18 protein-coding genes are annotated in these 21689 nt (G+C 63.3%); 14 read left to right on the top strand and 4 right to left on the bottom strand.

What is annotated here, in order from left to right; all coding sequences use genetic code 11:
• Positions 1-9 precede the first annotated feature (9 nt).
• The 13 genes from Q0X85_RS04470 to recN all read left to right on the top strand — a co-directional run bounded on the left by Q0X85_RS04470 (position 10) and on the right by recN (position 14099).
• On the top strand, positions 10-1116 hold the full coding sequence (locus tag Q0X85_RS04470; RefSeq protein WP_297769571.1) for a UDP-N-acetylglucosamine--N-acetylmuramyl-(pentapeptide) pyrophosphoryl-undecaprenol N-acetylglucosamine transferase: 1107 nt from the start codon (positions 10-12) through the stop codon (positions 1114-1116).
• The gene (murC, locus tag Q0X85_RS04465) at positions 1113-2510 is read left to right on the top strand and encodes a UDP-N-acetylmuramate--L-alanine ligase (RefSeq protein WP_297769568.1); all 1398 of its coding nucleotides are present in this window, start codon (positions 1113-1115) and stop codon (positions 2508-2510) included. The genes Q0X85_RS04470 and murC overlap by 4 nt, the downstream gene beginning before the upstream one ends.
• A gap of 5 nt (positions 2511-2515) precedes the next feature.
• Entirely contained in the window at positions 2516-3706 is a 1191-nt protein-coding gene (locus Q0X85_RS04460) for an amino acid permease (RefSeq protein WP_297769565.1), read from the top strand.
• Positions 3703-3948: a DUF2484 family protein gene (locus tag Q0X85_RS04455; RefSeq protein ID WP_297769562.1), complete on the top strand. Its 246-nt coding sequence runs from the start codon at positions 3703-3705 to the stop codon at positions 3946-3948. The genes Q0X85_RS04460 and Q0X85_RS04455 overlap by 4 nt, the downstream gene beginning before the upstream one ends.
• A 64-nt stretch (positions 3949-4012) precedes the next feature.
• Positions 4013-4285: a hypothetical protein gene (locus tag Q0X85_RS04450; protein WP_297769559.1), complete on the top strand. Its 273-nt coding sequence runs from the start codon at positions 4013-4015 to the stop codon at positions 4283-4285.
• A gap of 43 nt (positions 4286-4328) precedes the next feature.
• Positions 4329-5273, top strand: a complete 945-nt coding sequence (murB, locus tag Q0X85_RS04445; protein WP_297769557.1) for a UDP-N-acetylmuramate dehydrogenase — start codon at positions 4329-4331, stop codon at positions 5271-5273.
• 51 nt (positions 5274-5324) lie between these two features.
• On the top strand, positions 5325-6248 hold the full coding sequence (locus tag Q0X85_RS04440; RefSeq protein WP_297769554.1) for a D-alanine--D-alanine ligase: 924 nt from the start codon (positions 5325-5327) through the stop codon (positions 6246-6248).
• On the top strand, positions 6236-7105 hold the full coding sequence (locus Q0X85_RS04435; protein WP_297769551.1) for a cell division protein FtsQ/DivIB: 870 nt from the start codon (positions 6236-6238) through the stop codon (positions 7103-7105). Before Q0X85_RS04440 ends, Q0X85_RS04435 begins: the two co-directional genes overlap by 13 nt.
• Positions 7106-7109: 4 nt before the next feature.
• Positions 7110-8444 carry a cell division protein FtsA gene (gene ftsA / locus Q0X85_RS04430; RefSeq protein ID WP_297769549.1) on the top strand — a complete coding sequence of 445 codons (1335 nt, stop codon included), beginning with the start codon at positions 7110-7112 and terminating at the stop codon, positions 8442-8444.
• A 174-nt stretch (positions 8445-8618) separates the two neighbouring features.
• Positions 8619-10262, top strand: a complete 1644-nt coding sequence (gene ftsZ / locus Q0X85_RS04425) for a cell division protein FtsZ (RefSeq protein ID WP_297769547.1) — start codon at positions 8619-8621, stop codon at positions 10260-10262.
• A 265-nt stretch (positions 10263-10527) separates the two neighbouring features.
• Entirely contained in the window at positions 10528-11448 is a 921-nt protein-coding gene (gene lpxC / locus Q0X85_RS04420; protein WP_297769544.1) for a UDP-3-O-acyl-N-acetylglucosamine deacetylase, read from the top strand.
• Positions 11449-11561: 113 nt separating this feature from the next.
• A complete protein-coding gene (locus tag Q0X85_RS04415; protein ID WP_297769541.1) occupies positions 11562-12410 on the top strand; it encodes an outer membrane protein assembly factor BamD in 849 nt (282 codons plus the stop codon).
• A 39-nt stretch (positions 12411-12449) separates the two neighbouring features.
• Entirely contained in the window at positions 12450-14099 is a 1650-nt protein-coding gene (gene recN, locus Q0X85_RS04410; protein ID WP_297769538.1) for a DNA repair protein RecN, read from the top strand.
• 75 nt (positions 14100-14174) lie between these two features.
• On the opposite strand, the gene Q0X85_RS04405 is transcribed toward recN, so the two are convergent.
• The gene (locus Q0X85_RS04405) at positions 14175-15551 is read right to left on the bottom strand and encodes an FAD-linked oxidase C-terminal domain-containing protein (RefSeq protein WP_297769536.1); all 1377 of its coding nucleotides are present in this window, start codon (positions 15549-15551) and stop codon (positions 14175-14177) included.
• Between the two features lie 87 nt (positions 15552-15638).
• Here Q0X85_RS04405 and Q0X85_RS04400 point away from each other — a divergent pair, with 87 nt between their 5' ends.
• Positions 15639-17327, top strand: a complete 1689-nt coding sequence (locus Q0X85_RS04400; protein WP_297769533.1) for a chloride channel protein — start codon at positions 15639-15641, stop codon at positions 17325-17327.
• A gap of 72 nt (positions 17328-17399) precedes the next feature.
• Here the strand turns inward: Q0X85_RS04400 and Q0X85_RS04395 are convergent, their stop codons facing one another.
• The 3 genes from Q0X85_RS04395 to cobT all read right to left on the bottom strand — a co-directional run bounded on the left by Q0X85_RS04395 (position 17400) and on the right by cobT (position 21681).
• Positions 17400-17741: a DUF427 domain-containing protein gene (locus Q0X85_RS04395; protein WP_297769531.1), complete on the bottom strand. Its 342-nt coding sequence runs from the start codon at positions 17739-17741 to the stop codon at positions 17400-17402.
• A 61-nt stretch (positions 17742-17802) separates the two neighbouring features.
• Positions 17803-19605 (bottom strand): aminopeptidase P family protein, encoded by a 1803-nt coding sequence (locus tag Q0X85_RS04390; RefSeq protein WP_297769528.1) that lies wholly within the window; start codon positions 19603-19605, stop codon positions 17803-17805.
• A gap of 198 nt (positions 19606-19803) precedes the next feature.
• Positions 19804-21681, bottom strand: a complete 1878-nt coding sequence (cobT, locus tag Q0X85_RS04385; protein WP_297769525.1) for a cobaltochelatase subunit CobT — start codon at positions 21679-21681, stop codon at positions 19804-19806.
• Positions 21682-21689: the final 8 nt, after the last annotated feature.

Raw genomic sequence — 21689 nt, 5'->3', positions numbered from 1 at the left:
GAGGCAGCCATGAGCGAGAACCAACCCCTTCTGATCATCGCGGCGGGCGGCACGGGCGGGCACATGTTCCCGGCGCAGGCGCTGGCCGAGGTGATGCTGCGCCGCGGTTGGCGGGTACGGCTGAGCACGGATGCGCGCGGCGCGCGATACGTGGGCGGCTTTCCCCATTCCGTCGAGATCGAGCAGGTCGCAAGCGCGACCTTCGCGCGCGGCGGTCTCGTGAACAAGATACTCGCCCCTTTACACATTGCGGGGGGTGTTTTGGGCGCGACGCTGAGAATGATGCGCGACAAACCCGATGCCGTCGTGGGCTTTGGCGGCTATCCGACCATTCCGGCGCTGGCGGCGGCCTTCCTCCTGCGCCGCCCGCGCATGGTGCATGAGCAAAACGGTGTTCTTGGCCGGGTGAACCGGATTTTTTCCAAACGTGTGGACGTCGTCGCCTGTGGCACATGGCCGACCGAACTGCCAGCCGGAGTTGAAGGGGTGCCGGTCGGAAATCCGGTACGCGCCGCCGTGCTTGAGCGCGCGGGAGCACCGTATATTCCGCCCGGTGACTATCCCATGTCAGTGCTTGTGATCGGTGGTAGTCAGGGTGCGCGCGTGCTTAGCGATGTCGTTCCACCCGCGATGGCGTCCCTTCCCGAAGCGGTCTTGCGCAATATCCGGGTGAGCCATCAGGCCCGTGAAGAGGACATGGACCGGGTTGCCAAATTATATGCCAATGCCGGGATCGACGCCGATGTGCAGCCGTTCTTTCGCGACGTGCCTGCCCGCATGTCCGAGGCGCAGCTGGTGATCAGCCGGGCGGGAGCGTCGAGCATTGCCGATATTTCGGTTATCGGCCGACCCGCGATCCTGATCCCTTATGCCGCCGCCGCAGCCGACCACCAGAGCGCCAATTCGCGCGGACTGGTCGAGGCGGGGGGCGCGATCCGCATCCCAGAGAGCCGCCTTGATCCGGATGCTTTGGGCGCGCAGGTCGTATCGGTGCTCGGAGATGCACAGGGTGCAAGTCTGATGGCGCGAGCGGCGCTATCGCAGGGCATGCCGGATGCGCCTCAAAGATTGGCCGACATGGTCGAGAAATTGGCAAGTAAAGGGCAAGACAGATGAACGCAGCCACCAAGCTTCCGACCGATGTTGGGCCGATTCATTTCGTGGGGATTGGGGGCATCGGCATGTCGGGCATCGCTGAGGTACTGCTCAATCACGGCTACGAGGTACAGGGAAGCGACCTGAAATCAACGCCGATCACCGAGCGTCTGGCGGGCATGGGAGCGAAGGTTTTCATCGGGCAACGCCCCGACAATCTCGACGGGGCCGAGGTTGTGGTGATCTCGTCTGCCATCAAGCCGGGCAATGCCGAGCTTGACGAGGCGCGCCGTCAGGGCATGCCGGTGGTGCGCCGTGCCGAGATGTTGGCCGAACTCATGCGTCTAAAATCCAACATCGCGGTGGCGGGCACCCACGGCAAAACCACAACGACGACGCTTGTGGCGGAACTCTTGGTTAAGGGCGGTATTGACCCCACAGTGATCAACGGCGGCATCATCCACGCCTATGGATCGAACGCGCGGATGGGGCAGGGCGAATGGATGGTGGTCGAGGCCGATGAGAGCGACGGCACCTTCAATCGCCTGCCCGCCACCATCGCTATCGTCACCAATATCGACCCCGAGCATATGGAGCATTGGGGCGATTTCGACCGCTTGCGGCAGGGGTTTCACGATTTCGTAAGCAATATCCCGTTTTATGGCCTTGCGGTGTGCTGCACCGATCACCCCGAGGTGCAGGCGCTGGTCGGCCGGATTAGTGACCGGCGGGTGGTGACTTACGGCTTCAACGCGCAGGCCGATGTGCGCGCGGTGAACCTGCGCTATGAGCAGGGGATCGCGCATTTCGACGTGGCGCTTCAGGCCGAAGGGCGGATGATCGACGGCTGTAGTTTGCCGATGCCGGGCGATCACAATGTCTCGAACGCGCTGAGCGCGGTCGCGGTGGCGCGCCATCTGGGCATGAAATGCGATGAGATCCGCGCCGCCCTGGCTAGCTTCGGCGGCGTCAACCGTCGTTTTACCCGCGTGGGCGAGGTGGATGGTGTGACCGTGATCGACGATTACGGTCACCATCCCGTCGAGATCGCCGCCGTGCTGCGCGCGGCCCGGCAGGCGACCGAGGGTAAGGTGATCGCGGTGCACCAGCCGCATCGCTACTCGCGCCTGTCCTCGCTGTTCGAGGATTTCTGCGGCTGTTTCAATGAGGCCGACGTGGTGGGTATCGCCGAGGTCTATGCGGCGGGCGAAGACCCGATTCCCGGTGCCTCGCGCGACGACCTTGTGGCGGGTCTCATTCGGCACGGGCATCGGCACGCGGTGGCGCTGGGCAGCGAGGACGATCTGGAACGGCTGGTCCGTGAGACGGCGCAGCCCGGCGACATGGTCGTGTGTCTTGGCGCAGGCACAATCAGCGCATGGGCCAACGCCCTGCCCGGACGCTTGCGGGGATAGCGCGCATGGCAGAAACCCTCAAACGCCGGATCGGTCTGGGCCTCCTGACCGCCTATGGCGTGGGGGTCATGGTGGGCGCCGGGATCTACGTCCTGGTCGGCGCGGTGGTGGCCGAAGCGGGTATCTGGGCCCCTCTCGTCTTCATAATGGCCGGCGTGATCGCGGCCCCCACGGCGCTCAGCTATGCGGAGTTTTCGACACGTTTGCCCGAGGCGGCGGGCGAGGCGATCTTCGTCGCCAAGGGGCTCAACCTGCCCTGGCTCGGCACGGCTGTCGGTCTGGCCATCGTGGCCGCGGGGGCGATCTCGGCGGCGGCGGTGCTGCGCGGCGGGGTGGGCTATCTTGGGGCTGTGACGGGGCTGCCATTCACCCCGTCTGTGGTCGTCCTAGGGCTCCTGCTCATGGCGGTGGCGATTGCGGGCGTGCTCGAAAGCCTTGCGCTTGCGGCACTTTTCACGGTGGTCGAGGTGGCAGGGCTGGCGATGGTGGTCTTTGCAGGCTTCACCGCCGTGCCCGCCCCCGACTGGCAGGCGGGGGGCGATCTGGTCTGGTCGGGCGTGATGGCGGGCGCGGTGCTGGCCTTTTTCGCCTTCATCGGGTTCGAGGATATCGTCAACATGGCCGAGGAGGTGCGCGAGCCCGAACGCATCCTGCCGCGGGCGATCCTGTGGTCACTGGTGATCACCAGCGCGCTCTATGCGCTGGTCAGTATCGCGGCGGTACGCGCGGTGCCGCTCGCCACGCTCGAGGGCAGTGAACAGCCGCTGGCGCTTGTATGGCAGGCGGGGCGCGGCGGCAGTGCTGCGTTTCTCTCGCTCATCGCGGTGGCGGCGGCGCTCAATGGCGTTCTCGCGCAGATGGTCATGGCGAGCCGTGTGCTCTTTGGTCTCGGGCGGCGCAGCGCGGCTTTGGCCGGGTTTCACCATGCCCATCCCCGCTTTGGCACGCCGTTGCGCGCCACGCTCCTGATCGGCGTAGCGGTGATCGCGGGGGCATTGCTCTTGCCGGTGGCTGATCTGGCAGGGCTCACTTCGGCATTGCTTCTTGGCGTCTTTGTTCTGGTTAACGCCGCGCTCATCGCAATGAAGCGTGCGGTGCCCGAAGCCGCGTTCCGGGTGCCCATGGCCGTTCCGGTCTTTGGTCTTGTGGCGGCGTTGACGGCGTTGATCATCAGTTTTTGGGGAGGGGCGGGATGACGTTATCCTTGGTTCTTGCATGCCTTTGGGCGTTGGTGGCGAACATTCTCGCGATGCTCCCAAGCCGTGACAACTATTGGCGGCGGGCGTATGTGTTAATTGCCGTCGGCGTGCCGATCCTGGGTTATGTCACGTGGGAAAACGGCCCGTGGATCGGGCTTTTTGTGCTGGCTGCGGGCATGAGTGTCCTGCGCTGGCCCGTGGTTTATCTTGGCAGGTGGCTGCGGGGACGTTTGCAATAGCCCGAAACGGACCCGATGCGACGGACTGTCTGGACAAGACGGGCCTTTGAGGCAATGCTGCATCATGGTTTATGTGCTGCCTCTTTTGTGCTTTGTGATCCCGTTGATACTGGGCGTTCTGGCCGTGCGGCACGGATATGGCTGGACTGTTCCGACACTGGCAGGGTTGGCCGCGCTTGTGATTGTCTGGGCGATCTGGCGCGGTCAGCAAGAGCAGGGATGGGACGGTATCGGCTATGCGATCGTGGCGTTTTTCATGGCCGCACCGGTCATGTTCGGTATTTTGGCCGGTGGCATTATCGGCTGGTTGCAACGGCGCAGGCGCGCGCGGCGATGACCTTGGGCTTGCACTGGCCGCACGCAGTCAGTAGCAGGCCTGGATGACACATATGCCAGACACGAAAGGGGCATTGACCCCCCAGAGGCCGCTCAGCGATTTGACGTGGTTGCGGGTGGGCGGGCCGGCCGAGTGGTTCTTTCAGCCTGCCGATATTGAAGACCTCTCCGGATTTCTCGCGCGTCTTGACGCGCAGGTCCCGGTTTTTCCGATGGGGGTGGGTAGCAACCTCATCGTGCGCGACGGCGGCTTGCGCGCTGTGGTGATCCGGTTGGGTCGCGGCTTTAACGGTATCCGCGTAGAGGGCAATCGTGTCATTGCCGGTGCGGCCGCACTCGATGCGCATGTCGCGCGCCGTGCCGCGAGTGCGGGTGTGGACCTCACATTCCTGCGCACCATACCCGGCAGCATCGGTGGCGCGGTTCGGATGAATGCGGGGTGTTATGGGTCTTATCTGGCCGACCACCTGATCGAGGCGCGCGCCGTGACGCGGGGCGGTGACGTGGTGAGCCTCACACCTAATGATCTGAACTTCGCCTATCGCCATAGTGATCTGCCCGATGGCTGGGTGATTGTCGAGGCGGTACTTGAAGGGAGCACGGGTGATCCGGATGCCCTGAGCGCGAAGATGGAGGAGCAACTGGCCAAACGCGATGCCACCCAACCCACCAAGGAGCGTAGCGCCGGTAGCACATTTCGCAATCCCGCCGGGTTCAGCAGCACGGGGCGTGCCGATGACGTGCATGATCTGAAGGCGTGGAAGGTGATCGACGAGGCGGGCTTGCGCGGTGCCCGGCGCGGCGGGGCGCAGATGAGCGAGAAGCATCCCAATTTCCTGATCAATACCGGTGGGGCCTCTGCCGCCGATCTTGAGGGTCTCGGTGAAGATGTTCGAAAAAAGGTTTTTCAAATCCGAGGAATAGAGTTACAGTGGGAAATCATGAGGGTCGGAGAACCGGCCCCGGGCGAAGGCCCACAGGCAGACTGACAGAAATATAATATCAAAGGGCTGGCAAACCGGCCCGGAACATTGAGGCACATGGTGGTTGGTTCGAGCAGAACAACCCCGAAAGTGGCGGTGATAATGGGTGGCCCTTCGGCGGAGCGCGAGGTGTCGCTGTCGTCAGGGCGTGAATGCGCCGCCGCGTTGCGGGAAGCTGGGTATGACGTGGTCGAGGTCGACGCCGCGCCAGACCTGTGTTCGCGTTTGCAGAAAATTCAGCCAGATGTGGTATTCAACGCCCTGCATGGTCGCTGGGGCGAGGATGGGTGCGTTCAGGGTCTGTTGGAGTGGTTGGGATTGCCCTACACCCATTCGGGCGTTCTCGCCTCTGCTTTGACCATGGACAAAGAGCGCACAAAGGCGGTGTATCGTGCCGCTGGGCTGCCTGTCGTCGAAAGCATCCTGGCGTCACGTGACGATGTGAGCTCACGTCACGTGATGGCCCCGCCTTATGTCGTCAAGCCTTACAACGAGGGCTCTTCGGTCGGCGTATACCTCGTCGAGGCCGGGGCCAACAGCCCACCGGCCCTGTCTGAGAGTATGCCGGACACGGTGATGGTCGAGGCCTTCGCGCCGGGCCGTGAGTTGACCACTACGGTTGTGGGCGACCGTGCGCTGACGGTTACCGACATCCTTACAGAAGGCTGGTATGACTACGATGCCAAGTACACGCCCGGCGGCTCGCGCCATGTCGTGCCCGCAGATGTGCCCCAAGAGATATTCGATGCCTGCATGGATTTTGCGTTGTGCGCGCATCGGATCTTGGGGTGTCGTGGTGTCAGCCGCACGGACTTTCGCTGGGACGAGGCGCAGGGATTGGCCGGGCTGATCCTGCTCGAAACGAATACTCAGCCGGGCATGACACCGACCTCTCTTGTGCCCGAGCAGGCGCAGGCGATGGGCACATCCTTTGCCGAACTGTGCCGCTGGATGGTGGAGGACGCCTCATGCAACCGGTGATCCCGCGCGCCGATCCGGCCCCGTCGCGGCTCTCTTATCGTCTGCAGCGCCTGATGCTGACGCCGCTCTATCGTCGTCTCATCCGGATTGGACTGCCAGTGCTGGCGGTCTCTGGCCTCGTTGCGGGGTACCTCGCGGAGGAGGATCGGCGTCTGGCATTGGTCGATCAGGTGACAGAGGTGCGCCGGCAAATCGAAACGCGCCCGGAATTCATGGTCAACCTGCTCTCGGTCGAGGGCGCGAGCACCAGCGTACAGGCCGATATCCGCGAGATTTTCCCGTATGACCTGCCTGCCAGTTCATTCGATCTGGAACTGGACGATATCCGCGTGATGATCGAGGAACTGCCTGCCGTGGCCGGGGCTGCGGTGCGCATCCGGCAGGGTGGGGTGCTGGTGGCCGAGATCACCGAGCGGGTGCCGGTCGCGCTGTGGCGGACGCGGGACGCGATCAACGTGATCGACATCGAGGGCGAGGTGATCGGTGTTGTCGCGTCGCGTAACGAACGTGCTGATTTGCCGGTGCTCACGGGGGACGGTGCCGCTGGCGATGTGGCGCAGGCACTCGATATTCTTCGGGCCGCGGCGCCGCTCGAAATGGATATGCGCGGTCTGGTGCGGATGGGCGAACGGCGTTGGGATCTGGTTCTGGCCGATGGAAAGCGCATCCTTCTGCCCGAAACCGGACCGGTGCGCGCGCTGGAGCGCGTGATGGTCTTGCACGGTGCGCAGGACATGCTCGATCGGGATCTGGCAGCCGTCGACATGCGGATCGCGGCGCGCCCGACAATACGGCTCAACGATCATGCGATGGCGGAATGGTGGCGGATAACAAACATGACTTTGGGGACGGACTGAAACGATGATCGAACTCTATGAATCCCAAAGGGCGATGCGCAACATGCGCAAGGCGGCAATGCAGCGGGGCGTGGTCGCGGTGCTGGATGTGGGCACCTCCAAGATCGCCTGTCTGGTTTTGCGCTTTGACGGTACCGAGCGGCTACACGAGGCCGATGGTATTGGACGTATGGCGGGCCAGTCCGGGTATCGAGTGATCGGCGCGGCGACGACCCGTTCGCGCGGGGTCCGCCATGGCGAGATCGAGGCAATGGCCGAGACCGAGCGTGCGATCCGCACCGCCGTGCAGGCCGCGCAGAAGATGGCCAATATTCGCGTCGATCATGTCATCGCCTGCTTCTCTGGTGCCGCCCCCCGCAGCTATGGCCTTGCCGGGCAGGTCGAGTTGGAAGGGCACACCGTGAGCGAGCAGGACATCAGCAGGGTGTTGAGCGCCTGTGATGTGCCCGATTTCGGCGAGGGCCGCGAGGTGCTGCACGCGCAGCCCGTGAATTTTGCGCTGGATCACCGCAGTGGCCTGATCGACCCGCGCGGGCAGATGGGGCAGGCGTTGTCCACGGACATGCATATGCTGACCGTTGACGCCACCGCCATCCAGAACCTCGCGCATTGCGTCAAACGCTGCGATCTGGAATTGGCCGGGGTTGCCAGCTCTGCCTATGTGGGCGGGATTGCCGCGCTTGTCGAGGACGAACAGGAACTGGGCGCCGCCTGCATAGATCTGGGTGGCGGCACGTCGGGCGTGTCGATCTTTATCAAGAAGCACATGATCTATGCCGACAGCGTGCGCATGGGAGGCGACCATGTGACGAATGATATTTCGATGGGTCTTCAGGTGCCACAGGCCACGGCTGAGCGGATCAAGACCTTTTACGGCGGGGTTGTCGCCACCGGCATGGACGACCGGGAGATGATCGAGATCGGCGGCGATACCGGCGATTACGAACATGATCGGCGACAGGTCAGCCGGGCCGAACTCATTGGGATCATGCGCCCCCGGGTCGAGGAAATCCTGGAAGAGGTGCGCGCGCGGCTTGATGCGGCAGGCTTTGATCATTTGCCGAGCCAGCAAATCGTACTCACAGGCGGTGGCAGTCAGATCCCGGGTCTCGATGGACTGGCGAGCAAAATTCTGGGTCAGCAGGTCCGGCTGGGGCGCCCCTTGCGCGTACATGGGCTGCCTCAGGCAGCAACCGGCGCGGGCTTTGCCAGTGCCGTGGGCATGTGCCTGTTCGCGGCCAACCCGCAGGACGAATGGTGGGATTTCGAAATCCCGGTCGATCGCTACCCGGCGCGATCGCTGAAGCGCGCGATGAAATGGTTCAGGGACAACTGGTAACCGCTAGATATGGCGATATCGGCGAAATCCCGCGAAAAGGACGGAAAAACTGGCCATATTTAGTATGAAAACAGTGTTTTTTAGGTGACGATTGGGGCAACCATCGGTAAGAATGGTCCCAATCAGGCGGAAAACGGCCCGCGAATGTGGGCACAACGACAGGCGGACAAATCGATGACACTCAATCTCACTATGCCCGGACATGACGAGCTAAAGCCCAGGATCACCGTTTTCGGTGTCGGCGGGGCTGGCGGCAACGCGGTGAACAACATGATCGAGAAACAACTCGATGGTGTGGACTTCGTGGTGGCCAACACGGATGCGCAGGCGCTGAGCCAGTCGAACGCGGAAAGTCGCGTGCAACTGGGTGTGAAAGTGACCGAAGGACTGGGCGCGGGCGCCCGCGCCACGGTGGGTGCCGCCGCAGCCGAAGAGAGCATCGAGCAGATTGTTGATCATCTGGCCGGCGCCCATATGTGCTTTATCACTGCTGGCATGGGCGGCGGGACGGGCACTGGCGCCGCGCCGATCATCGCGCAGGCCGCGCGGGAACTGGGCGTGCTTACGGTCGGTGTCGTGACCAAACCCTTCCAGTTCGAAGGCGGCAAGCGGATGCGTCAGGCCGAGGATGGTGTAGAGGCCCTGCAGAAGATGGTCGATACTCTGATCATCATTCCCAACCAGAACCTGTTCCGTCTGGCCAACGAAAAGACGACCTTCACCGAGGCGTTCAGCATGGCCGATGACGTGCTCTATCAAGGCGTCAAGGGTGTGACCGATCTGATGGTGCGCCCCGGCCTCATCAATCTGGACTTTGCTGACGTGCGCGCGGTGATGGACGAGATGGGCAAGGCGATGATGGGCACCGGCGAGGATAGCGGTGAAGATCGCGCCATCCAGGCTGCCGAAAAAGCGATAGCGAACCCGCTTCTGGACGAGATCAGCCTGCGCGGTGCCAAGGGTGTGCTCATCAACATCACCGGCGGGCACGACCTGACGCTGTTCGAGTTGGACGAGGCCGCCAACCGCATCCGCGAGGAAGTGGACCCCGACGCCAACATCATCGTTGGCTCGACCCTCGATCCGTCGATGGAAGGTGCGATGCGGGTGAGCGTGGTGGCCACTGGCATCGACGCGACTGATGTCGCTGCCGATATGCCCGTTCCGCGCCGGTCGCTCGCGCAGCCTCTCAAGCAGTCCACGTCAGTGGAAGAGCAGGCACCGGTGCCCGAAGTCGAGCACGCCGAACCCGCTCAGGTGGCGGCAAGCGCGGCAGACTCCGAGCCTTCGCTCTTTGGTTCCATGGACGCACAGCGTGCTGCGGCAGAGGATCAGATGGAAGATATCTTCGAGGAGGAGGGCGCCGCAGACGACATGCCGCCACCGGCCTATCAGCCTCGCGTTGAGGAGTTTGCGCCTACATCCTATGCCGAGGACGAGGAAGAACTCGATGCTTTCGTCGCACCTCGCGCACCGGCGCCGGGAACACCATCTCCCGAGGCGATGCAGCGATTGCAGACCGCAGTGGATCGCGCGCCCAAACAGCCGCAGCAGCGACGCCCCGAGCCCGAGGCGCGCCCCGCGGCTGCCGCACATGAGCAAGGTAGTGCTGACGAACGGCCGCGTTTCGGCATAAATTCGCTGATCAACCGCATGACCGGGCATGGCGCCGCCGAAGCCGAGCGCGCGCAGCCCGCTCGCCCGGCGCGGCAACAGCCGACAATGCAGGCGGCGCAGCCGCAGCAAGCCCCGTCGCGGGCGCAAGATGAGGATGAGCAAATCGAAATCCCAGCATTTTTGCGCCGTCAGGCAAACTGATACCATTCCGCAAATGATCTGAGAAAGCCGCCCGGTCGGGCGGCTTTTTCTTTTGAAAATCATGAGTTTCCGATTGCGTGTTGGGTTTGGCAAGAACCCGCCAAACGGCAGGCGCGACATGTTTCAGTCGGTTGCAAAGATTGAGTTGAGCAATGATCTTGTTGTTCCTAGACCTTTGGCAACGAAAAAAAATCGCATATCCTAAAAGATGATAAACAGTCTTGATGATGTGTAGATGAATGCCACAGGCGGCAGGAGCACCCTATTGCAACGCACGATCACGTACCCCATCGTTTTTCACGGAGTCGGCCTGCACTCGGGGCAACCCGCCTCTCTGATCCTGCGTTCGGCAGAGGCTGGCACGGGGATCGTTTTTCGTCGTGTCGATCTCGATGGCTGTGATATCGTTTTACCTGCTCGGTGGGACATGGTCGAACAGTCACCGCTCTGCACCCGTCTGGTCAATGCCGCAGGCGTCTCGATCACGACGATCGAGCATGTGATGGCGGCGCTGTCGGGCTGCGGTGTTCATAACGCTATTGTCGATGTAGACGGCCCGGAAGTGCCGATCCTGGATGGAAGCGCGGGCCCCTTTGTCCGGGCTATTCTGGAAAGGGGCATGCGTTTGCAGGGCGGCCCGCTGCGCGCATTGCGGGTATTGCGGCCTGTGGAGGTGCGAAAAGGGCAGGCATGGGCGCGGTTGAGCCCGGACGATGCGCTGCGCATTCGCTTCGATATCGAATTCGAGGATGCGGCAATCGGAATGCAGAGCAAAACCCTGAACATGTCCAACGGGAGTTTCGTGCGCGAGCTGGCGAACTGCAGAACGTTTTGCCGCAAGGTGGATGTGGAGCAAATGCATGCCGATGGGCTGGCGCTTGGCGGCACGCTGGAGAATGCGGTCGTTGTTGACGGTGACAAGGTACTCAGCCCCTGTGGACTGCGCTATGCCGACGAGGCGGTGCGCCACAAGATGCTCGACGCGCTTGGCGATCTGGCTCTGGCTGGGGCACCGATTCTGGGGCAGTATCATGGGTTTCGTGCGGGCCACGCCCTCACCAACGATCTTTTGCGCGCGTTTTTCAGCGATCCGGAGAACTATGACGTGATCCGCTGCGATCCTGCGACCGTCGCGCGTCTTCCCGGCGTTGGTGCGCATTGGGACGAAATTCCCGAGGTTGCCTGAATTCCGCATACGGAAATGTGCCAAAGGCGTTTTGCACCAGAAATTAATATGCTAGGACCGTGGCGATGCTGGGGCTTCGCCCTGCGTTTTCGTAACTGAGAGTGAGATCGCGCATGAAAATCGGCACGTCCCGGGGCAGGCTGTTTGGTGCATTGGCATTGACCGTCGTCATTGCAGGCTGTGGCGACAAGGAGAGCGTCGAGCGCGGCACGGTCAACTACGAGAATTACACCGCACAACAGATTTTCGAGCGCGCCGAGTATGATCTGGCGCAACGCAATCCCGACCTCGCTGCAACGAGCTTTGCCGAGGTGGAGCGGCTTTATCCCTACTCAGATCTGGCCAAACGCGCGGTCATCATGCAGGCCTTTGCCCATCATCAGGACAAGGATTACGAGCAGAGCCGCGCGGCGGCGCAGCGATTCATCGATTTCTACCCAACCGATGAGGACGCGGCCTATGCGCAGTATCTGCTGGCGCTGAGTTATTATGACCAGATCGACGAGGTCGGGCGCGATCAGGGCCTTACGTTCCAAGCCTTGCAGGCGCTGCGCGAGGTGATAGAGCGCTATCCTGACAGCGAATACGTCAGCGCCGCGATCCTGAAGTTCGACCTGGCGTTCGACCATCTTGCCTCCAAGGAAATGGAGATCGGGCGCTATTACCTCAAGCGCGACAATTTCGCGGCCGCGGCCAATCGCTTCCGTGTCGTGGTGGAGGATTTCCAGACCACGACCCACACCGCCGAGGCGTTGCACCGCCTTGTGGAATCGTACCTCTCGCTTGGTTTGGTCAACGAGGCGCGTACGGCGGGGGCGATCCTTGGTCACAACTTCCAAGGCACCGAGTGGTACGAAGACAGCTACAAGCTGCTCACGGGGCAGGGGCTGACTCTGGAGGCGGCAGGCGATGGCTGGTTGCAGCAGATCTACCGTCAGACCGTTCTGGGCCGCTGGCTGTAAAGGAGGACGGGATGCGGGCCCGTCCGACGGGATGTCTTGATGCTGCGCGCGCTTGAAATCCGTGACATGTTGATCATTGATCGGCTGGAGCTCAGTTTTCAGCCGGGTCTCAACGTGCTGACCGGTGAGACCGGCGCGGGCAAATCAATCATGCTTGATAGCCTTGGCTTTGTACTTGGCTGGCGCGGACGGGCAGAGCTGGTGCGCAAAGGTGCCAAACAGGGCGAGGTGATCGCGGAGTTCGATCTTGCATCCGATCACCCCGCGCGCGACGTGTTGCGCGAGGCCGGTCTGCCGGAAGAGGACGTGCTGATCCTGCGCCGGGTCAACAGCGCCGAGGGGCGCAAGACGGCTTGGGTCAATGACCGGCGCGTTTCGGGCGAGGTGTTGCGGCGGCTGTCGGACGTGTTGGTCGAACTGCATGGGCAGCAGGACGATCGGGGATTGCTAGACCCCAAGCAACATCGGGATCTGCTGGATGAATACGGAAAGCTCGGCGCTCTGCGAGACGCGGTGCGTGTCGCCTGGAGGTCAGTATCGGACCGGCGCAAGGCACGTGACGTGGCTGCGGCGCGCCAATCGGAGTTGCGCGCGGAGGAAGACTTTCTGCGTCATTCGGTCGGTGAATTTGATGCCCTTGATCCACAGCCGGGCGAAGAGGCCGAGCTGGATACGCGCCGCCGCCTGATGCAGGGCGCAGAGCGCATTCGGGATGACATCGCACGCGCCGCAGAGGCGCTCGGCGGGCAGGGGGCCGAAGGCGCCGCAGGCGATGCGCTGCGCTGGCTCGAAGGTGTCGCCGACAAGGCCGATGGCCAACTTGAAGAGCCGATGGCGGCGCTCGGGCGGGCGTTGGTCGAACTGGATGAGGCGGGGCAGGGCGTGGCACGCTGCCTTGAGACGCTGACCTTCAATCCGCTGGAGTTGGAGGAGGCAGAGGAGAGGCTTTTCGCGATCCGCGCCTTGGCCCGCAAACACGACGTGATGCCGGACGATCTGGGCGGGTTCGCCGATGGTCTGCGCGCGCAACTGGCGACGCTTGAGCGGGGCGACGAGGATATGCAGGCCCTGGACGACGCTTTGAACATGGCCGAGCAGGAGTTTTCGCAGGCGGCTGATAAGCTGAACGCCGCACGCCTGAGGGCGGCGCAGGACTTGGACCGCGCCGTGATGACCGAGCTTGCACCGCTCAAGATGGAGCGGGCTGTGTTCAGCACCGAGCTGCGTGGGGCTGCGCCTGGTCCGTCGGGGTGCGATGAGGTGACCTTTCGAGTGGCGACCAATCCCGGCGCGCCTGCCGGACCACTGGGCAAGATCGCGTCGGGTGGGGAATTGAGCCGGTTCCTTCTGGCGCTCAAAGTGTGCCTGACCGGCACCGACGCGGGCGTGACCATGATCTTTGACGAGATCGACCGCGGGGTTGGTGGGGCCACGGCAGATGCGGTCGGGCGCAGGCTGGCGCAGCTTGCGGCGGGCGGACAGGTGCTCGTGGTGACACATTCGCCGCAAGTGGCGGCACGCGGGGCCCACCACTGGCGCGTAGAAAAGCGGGTCGAGGGGGACGAGACGCTGTCGACCGTGCGCCCCATGCAGGGGACCGACCGCGTGGATGAGATTGCCCGGATGTTGTCGGGTGAACGGATCACGCCAGAGGCCCGCGCGGCAGCGCATGCCCTCATGGGAGAGTAAGGCCGGGGGCGCTGCCCCCGTCGCCGCGGGGCGGCGGCGCCCCCGAGGTACTTCGAGCCAGCTGAACCGGTGCGCTCAGGTTCGGGGTGGAACGAGCTTGCCGGGGTTGAGAATGTCTTGCGGATCGAGCGCTTTTTTGAGCGCGCCCATCATCGTCCAGCCGGCACCATGTTCGCGCGTCATGTAGCCCAGTTTGCCCACGCCGATACCGTGTTCACCGGTGGCCGTGCCGCCAAGCGCGAGGGCGCGTTCCACCATCCTGTCGGCGGCCGCCTTGGCGCGTGACAGCTCGGTTGGGTCATTGGTGTCCACCAGAAGAATTGCGTGGAAATTGCCGTCGCCGACATGGCCAAGGATCGGCCCGGGCACGCCTGCGTCGACCAGATCGGCGCGGGTCGCTTCGATGGCTTCGGCCAGTTTCGAGATCGGCACGCAGATGTCCGTCACGATCGCACGTGCGCCGGGCCGGGCGGCGAGAATGGCGTAATAGGCATTGTGGCGCATGGTCCAGAGTGCTGTGCGCGCCTCGGGCCGCGTCGCCCAGTCAAAGCCTGAGCCATTATGATCTGTCGCGATGTCTCCAAAGGTTTCCGCCTGTTCCGCGACGCCTGCCTTCGTCCCGTGAAATTCCAGGAGCAAGTGAGGTTTTTCCGGTAGCTGCATGTCAGAGTAGCCATTCACAGCGCACACGCTGTCTGTATCCATCAACTCGATCCGAGCCATTGGCAGACCGCATTGGATGGTATCGATGACGGTCTCCACCGCATCCGTTACCGTCTCGAAGGCGCAGACCGCCGCTGAAATCGCTTCTGGCTGACCGGATAGGCGCAGGGTCAGTTCCGTGATCAGGCCAAGTGTGCCCTCGGCGCCCACCAAAAGCCCTGTAAGGTCGTAGCCGGATGCCGATTTGCGCGCCCTTGTGCCGGTGCGGATCACCTCACCTGCGGCCGTCACCGCCTCAAGGCCCAGAACGTTGTCACGCATGGTGCCGTAGCGCACGGCCGTGGTGCCGCTGGCGCGCGTCGATGCCATGCCGCCGAGCGAGGCATTGGCACCCGGATCGACCGGAAAGAAAAGGCCGGTCGCACGAAGTTCCTCGTTGAGTGCTTCTCGCGTCACCCCGGGCTGAACCCGGGCCGTCATGTCGGCCTGAGCAACATCGACCACGCGGTTCATCCGGGTGAAATCGACTACCACACCCCCTTGGATGGCCTGCGCCTGACCTTCGAGCGACGTTCCGGTACCCCAGGCCACGACTGGCACGCGGTGGCGCGCGCAGATCGTGACAATCTCGGCAACCTGCGCGGTTGTTTCGGGATAGACGACGGCATCGGGCGGGCTCGGCGGAAAATAAGACTCGCTCTGGCCATGAAGGTCCAGATCGGACTTGGACAGGCTCACCTGTTGGCCTAGAGAAGATAAGAGATCGACGATTGCGCTTTGCGTGTCCATGAGTGGGCTTTCTTCCGTGAGTGTGGGGCCACATTAGGACAAGCTGCCGAGATGCGAAAGCGCGGGGCAGTCGGGTGAGGGGAGCGGATGCAGGCTGAAGAGCCCTCCATTCTGGGCCAGATACGCCGTTCGGCGCTGGAGAGTGTCCGAGACGGGTGGCATGTGCTGCTTGGACGCGGCCCCAGCCAATTTCAGTTCTGGCTGATCGCCCTGATGATCGGGATCTCGGCCGGGTTCGCCGCTCTGTTGTTTCGCAAGGGCATCACCGCGCTTCAGGGGCTGGTCTACGGTACCGAGGACGTGGCGCGGCTGCACAGTTTTGCCGAGCATCTGCCCTGGTACTGGATCTTGCTGCTGCCGATGGGCGGGGGGCTCGTCGTGGGGCTTATCCTGCATCGCTTCACGCCGGATGCGCGGGTGCGCTCGGTGGCCGATGTGATCGAGGGGGCCGCACTTTACGAGGGACGGGTGGAACGGCGGGAGGGGCTGGCCTCCGCCGCAGCCTCGCTGATAACCCTCGGGACCGGCGGGTCGTCTGGGCGGGAAGGGCCCGTGGTCCATCTCGCAGGGGTGATTGCGTCCTGGGTGAGTGACCGGATCAACGCCAATGGTCTGACCGGGCGCGATCTTCTGGGCTGTGCGGTTGCGGCCGCTGTCTCGGCCTCGTTCAATGCGCCCATCGCCGGCGCGCTCTTTGCGCTTGAGGTGGTACTGAGACATTTCGCCGTGCATGCGTTCGCCCCCATCGTAATCGCGAGCGTGGCCGGCACGGTGATCAATCGTCTTGAGTTCGGCGGTGTGACCGAATTCGTACTACCCCAGGCGGGAGTATTGGAGTTCTACGCGGAATTGCCGGCCTTTCTCATTCTCGGGTTGGTCTGCGGCGTGGTGGCCGCAGCGCTGATGCGGGCGATTTTTCTGGCCGAGGACGTGGCCGGACATTTGCAAATGCGCCTGCATTTGCCGCGCTGGCTGCGGCCGGTGGGGGCAGGGGCTTTGCTCGGCCTGATCGCGATCTGGTTTCCGCATGTCATCGGTGTGGGCTACGAGACCACGACAGCCGCGCTCACTGGTCAGCTCCTGTGGCACGAGGCGATGGTCTTTGCCGTGCTCAAGGTGGTGGCGGTCGCGATTACCATAGGCGGGCGGATGGGCGGCGGTGTGTTTTCACCTTCGCTCATGGTGGGCGCCCTCACCGGGCTGGCCTTCGGTGAGTTTGCGACGGCGGTCTTTCCAGAGGTTTCCGGGGCCTATACGCTCTACGCGCTGGCGGGCATGGGCGCGGTCGCGGCGGCGGTGCTGGGCGCGCCGATCTCGACCACGCTCATCGTCTTCGAGTTGACGGGGGACTGGCAGACAGGGCTTGCGGTCATGGTGGCGGTCTCGATGTCGACGGCGCTCGGCTCTCGGCTTGTACGGCGGTCTTTCTTTCTGACGCAGCTGATGCGCCGGGGTATTCGTCTCGCGGCTGGGCCCCAGGACTATCTGCTCGGCATGTTCCGGGTGGCAAAACTGATGCGCGCACCCGATGATGCGCGCGCCGCCGACGAGGCGCAATGCTGGTCGCTGATCGAACAGGGGGTCTATATCGACATCGCCGCCACGCTGGAGCAGGCCATGCCGGTTTTCGAGCGTGCGAGTGTGCCGTTCATCCCGGTGGTAACGCTTGCGGGCGGGGATCAGCCTCCCACGCTCTCGGGGGCACTCTTTCACGTCGATGCGCTCAAGGCCTATAACAGGGCGCTCGCCGCGGTCTCTGAGGAAGAGCACAGTTGAAGAGGCCGGGGACTGTCGCATGACAGATCCAGCCCGGTCATATGTCTTGCCGCCCGCCGCTGGCTGCTGTGGTCAGACGCGCTCTACCGCCACGGTGTCGCTGGAATAAAACGCGATATGGTCCTTGATCTCAGCGACCTCCGCTTTGGGGTCCTCATAGCTCCACGCCGCGTTGTCCAGTGTCTGGCTTTTGGTCACGATGGAATAGTAGCGCGCGTCGCCCTTATGCGGGCAATGGCTGGATTGATCGCTCTCGTCGAGAAAGGCCATGGCGATGTCATCGCGCGGGAAATAAATGACGAACGGATAGTCGCCCTCGGTCAGCTCCAATGCGTTGCGACTTTCGGCGAGCACCGCTCCACCTGCGCGGACTGTCCAAGTGCCTTCCGCCTTCCGAATCGTGATTCGTGCCATCATCCATCCCCTTTTTTGTCGTGTCATTCTTGATCTGACGCAGGAACCTAACAGGAATATGTCAGATTGTCTGCGTTACTTTATCCAACCATCGTCGGGCAGGCGCGGATAGCAGCGGCCCGATCTTTTCGTTGCAGGCGTTGTGGTAAGCGTTCAGCCAGTCGCGTTCGAGCGGACTCAGCATCTCGGTGACGATGAGCCGGGTGTCTATCGGAGCATAGGTCAAGGTCTCAAACTCAAGGTGTGTGGCACCGTCGCCGCCGGTCACCGCTTTCGCTGCAGTTACGACAACGAGATTCTCAATCCGGATACCGAACGCCCCCTCGCGGTAATACCCCGGCTCGTTCGACAGTATCATGCCCGGTTCGAGCGCGACATGCGACGTGCGCGAAAGCCTTTGCGGCCCCTCATGCACACATAAATGTACCCCGACACCATGACCGGTGCCATGCGCATAGTCCTGATCGGCCAGCCAGAGCGGATAGCGCGCGATGGCGTCGAGATCACGCCCCGCCAGACCACGCGGAAAGCGCAGGCGGGAGATCGCGATCATGCCTTGCAGCACACGGGTAAAGGCGGCGCGCTCGTCCGAGCCGGGTGAGCCCACAGGCAGCGTGCGGGTGATGTCAGTGGTCCCGTCAATATACTGTCCGCCACTGTCGAGCACCAATAGGTCGCCCGCGCTCAGGGTTCTGTTGCTGGTCTCGCTGACCCTGTAATGCGGCAGCGCCCCATTCGGGCCGGAGCCGGCGATGGTGTCGAAACTGATGTCCAACAGCTGCTCCGTCGCGGCGCGGCACATCTCCAGTTTGGTGACCACGTCGATCTCGGTGATCGTGTCGGGGGCCTGCTCGTCGAACCAGGCGAGAAACTCACAAACGGCTGCGCCATCGCGAAGGTGTGCGGCGCGTGTGGCTGCAATCTCGGCCGCTGTCTTGCGTGCCTTTGGTAAACTGCAAGGATCGTCACCGCGCACATGCGGCACCTCGGCGGCGTCGAGCACCTCGATCACGCGCATCGGAACGCTCGCGGGATCAAAGCGCACGGGACCGCTCAGGGTGCTCAGCGCAGGCTCGAATCCGGTCAGGGGCTTTACGACGACCTCTTCACCCAGATGCGAGAGCACCGCCGGGTCGAGCTTGGCAGGGTCGGTGAACAGCGCCACGCGCCCGTCGTCATGCAATATGGCAAAGCCCTGCGGCACCGGGTTGCGCGGGATGTCGCTGCCCCGGATGTTGAGCAACCACGCGATCGAGTCGCAGAGCGTGATCACGGCGGCGCGTTGGCCTGCGTCGCGCAAGGTCCGGGCAAGCGTTGCTCGCTTTTCGGCGTGGCCGGTCCCGGCGAGGGTTTCGGGCCAGACAGTGATCGGCCCTTGCGGCGGAACAGGGCGGTCAGGCCAGGCCGCATCAACGAGATTGCCATGTGCTTGCAGGCGGATGGGATAGCCTGCGAGCGAGTCTGTCAGGCTCTCGATTTGATCCGGGGTGTAGTGCCAGGGATCGAACCCCACCGTGCCGCCTTGAGGCAGATTCTGGATCAGCCAGTCTCCTAGCCGCGTGCCGGGCCAGTCGATGGGCGTGAAATGCGCGGTGTCCACCTGCTCTTGGGCCTGTACCCGGTAGCGTCCATCCACGAATAGCCCTGCAATGTCGGCCAATACCGCACAGAAACCGGCTGAGCCGGTGAACCCGGTCAACCAGGCCAGGCGATTGTCGCATTCGGCGACGTACTCGCCCTGATGGGCGTCGGCACGCGGCACAAGCCAGCCGGCAAGCCCCGCATCCGCCATTTCCCGGCGCAAAGCCTCGAGCCGGTGCGGCCCCTGATCGGGACGAGCGGACTCGGTGAAACTCTGGAACATGATCTCTCCTGTCGGGCCCCCGCTTCGGGCCTCTGCCGTGGCGCGGTGGTTTGTTCTTCTTGGGGCGCTGCCCCCGTCACCGCTGGTCGCGGTGCCTCCCCCGAGGTATTTCGGGCCAGATGAAACGCGGCCCCTGCCGTTTCACCGTCCCAAAAATACTCCCGCCGGAGGCCGCCTGACGCTGCAACCCGCGCGGCGTCAGCCGACCTTGCGCATGCCCATCACGCGCGCTCGCGCTCTCGGGTCACTGTCAAAAAGCGCGGCAAGTTGCTCGGTCATCGCGCCTGCCAACTGATCCGCGTCGGTGATCGTAACCGCACGGTCATAATACCGGGTCACATCATGCCCGATACCGATCGCCAAAAGCTCAACTGCGCGACGTTTTTCGACCATGGCGATCACATCGCGCAGGTGCTTTTCCAGATAATTGGCGGGATTGACCGAAAGCGTCGAGTCGTCCACCGGCGCGCCGTCGGAGATCACCATCAGGATCTTACGCGCTTCCTTGCGCGCCACCATCCGCCGATGTGCCCATTCGAGCGCCTCGCCGTCGATGTTTTCCTTGAGCAAGCCCTCTTTCATCATCAGGCCCAGATTGTCGCGGGTCCGGCGCATCGGTGCATCGGCGGATTTGTAGACAATGTGGCGCAGGTCATTCAGGCGGCCCGGTAGTTGCGGGCGGCCCTCGGCCAGCCATTTCTCGCGGCTCTGCCCACCTTTCCACGCGCGGGTGGTAAAGCCCAGTACCTCGACCTTGACCGAGCACCGCTCCAACGTACGGGCCAGAACATCGGCGCAGATCGCGGCGATGGAAATCGGCCGCCCGCGCATGGAGCCGGAATTGTCCAGCAATAGCGTCACCAGAGTGTCGCGGAACTCCGTGTCCTTCTCCACCTTGAAGCTCAGCGGTGTGGTGGGATTGGCCACAACCCGAGCAAGGCGGCCTGCGTCCAGAATACCCTCTTCGCGATCGAACTCCCATGATCGGCTTTGCTGAGCCTGAAGGCGACGTTGCAGCTTGTTGGCCAAACGTGATACTGCGCCTTTGAGCGGCTCCAGCTGCTGATCGAGATAGGCGCGCAGGCGTTCCAACTCGACCGGGTCGGCCAAGTCCTCGGCACGGATTTCTTCGTCGAAATCTGTGTTGAAGACCGTATAGTGGGGGTCTGCGTCGGAAATGGGCTGTGGTGCGGGCGGCTCCAGCGGGGCTTCGCCCTCGGGCAGTTCGGTCTCCTCGTCCATCTCCTCGTCGGACATCTCGTCCATGCTGACCTGCGCCTGTTGCGCATCCTGCTGCTCGTCCTGACTGCGCTCGGGGTCGGCCTCGGCCTCTTCCTCGTCGCTGTCATCCTCGCCGCTGCTGTCGGGCTCGTCCTGCTCTTCGCCGGTGTCCTCGGCGTCGTCCTCGGCGTCGTCCTCCGCGCTGTCGGGGTCCTCGCCCAACTGATCGCCATAGCCTAGGTCCTCGATGATCCGGCGGGCAAACTTGGCAAAGGCGGTCTGATCGGCGAGCGTGTCCTGAAGGTTTTCAAGCGTGCCGCCGGCCTGCTCCTCGATAAAGCCGCGCCACAGCTCCATCACGTTCTGCGCGCCTTTTGGCATGTCGCGCCCGGTGGCGAGGTGACGGATCAGGAAGCCTGCGGCGGCGGGCAGCGGGGCATCGGCGGAGTTGGTGATCTGCTCAAAGCCGAGACGCGTGGCGTCCTGCGCAATCTTGGCGTCGATATTGGTGGCGGTGCCGGGCATCTCGCGCGCGCCCACGGCCTCGCAGCGGGCGGTTTCCATCGCTTCATAGAGGTCGCGCGCCATGTCACCCGGCGGCGCGTACCGCGCATGAAGGCCCGCATCATGGAACTTGTGGCGCAAGGCGAGCGCGTCCGCCGTGCCACGCGCCAGCAGGACTTCCTCGCGGGACATGCGTCGAGAAACTTGCGGCAGGCGCATTGCATCGCCCGAAATGCCCGCCGGGTCGACCGAGTAGCTGACCGTCAGGTCCGTGTCATCGGCCATCACCTTCGTGGCGTTGGCCAGTGCCTTCTTGAACGGATCGGCGGGGTTGTCGGTGGGTTTGTTCATGGGGACGT

It is taken from the genome of uncultured Roseovarius sp. (assembly GCF_947259555.1).
GTDB lineage: Bacteria > Pseudomonadota > Alphaproteobacteria > Rhodobacterales > Rhodobacteraceae > Roseovarius.
This window is presented reverse-complemented; position numbering and strand designations above follow the sequence as displayed.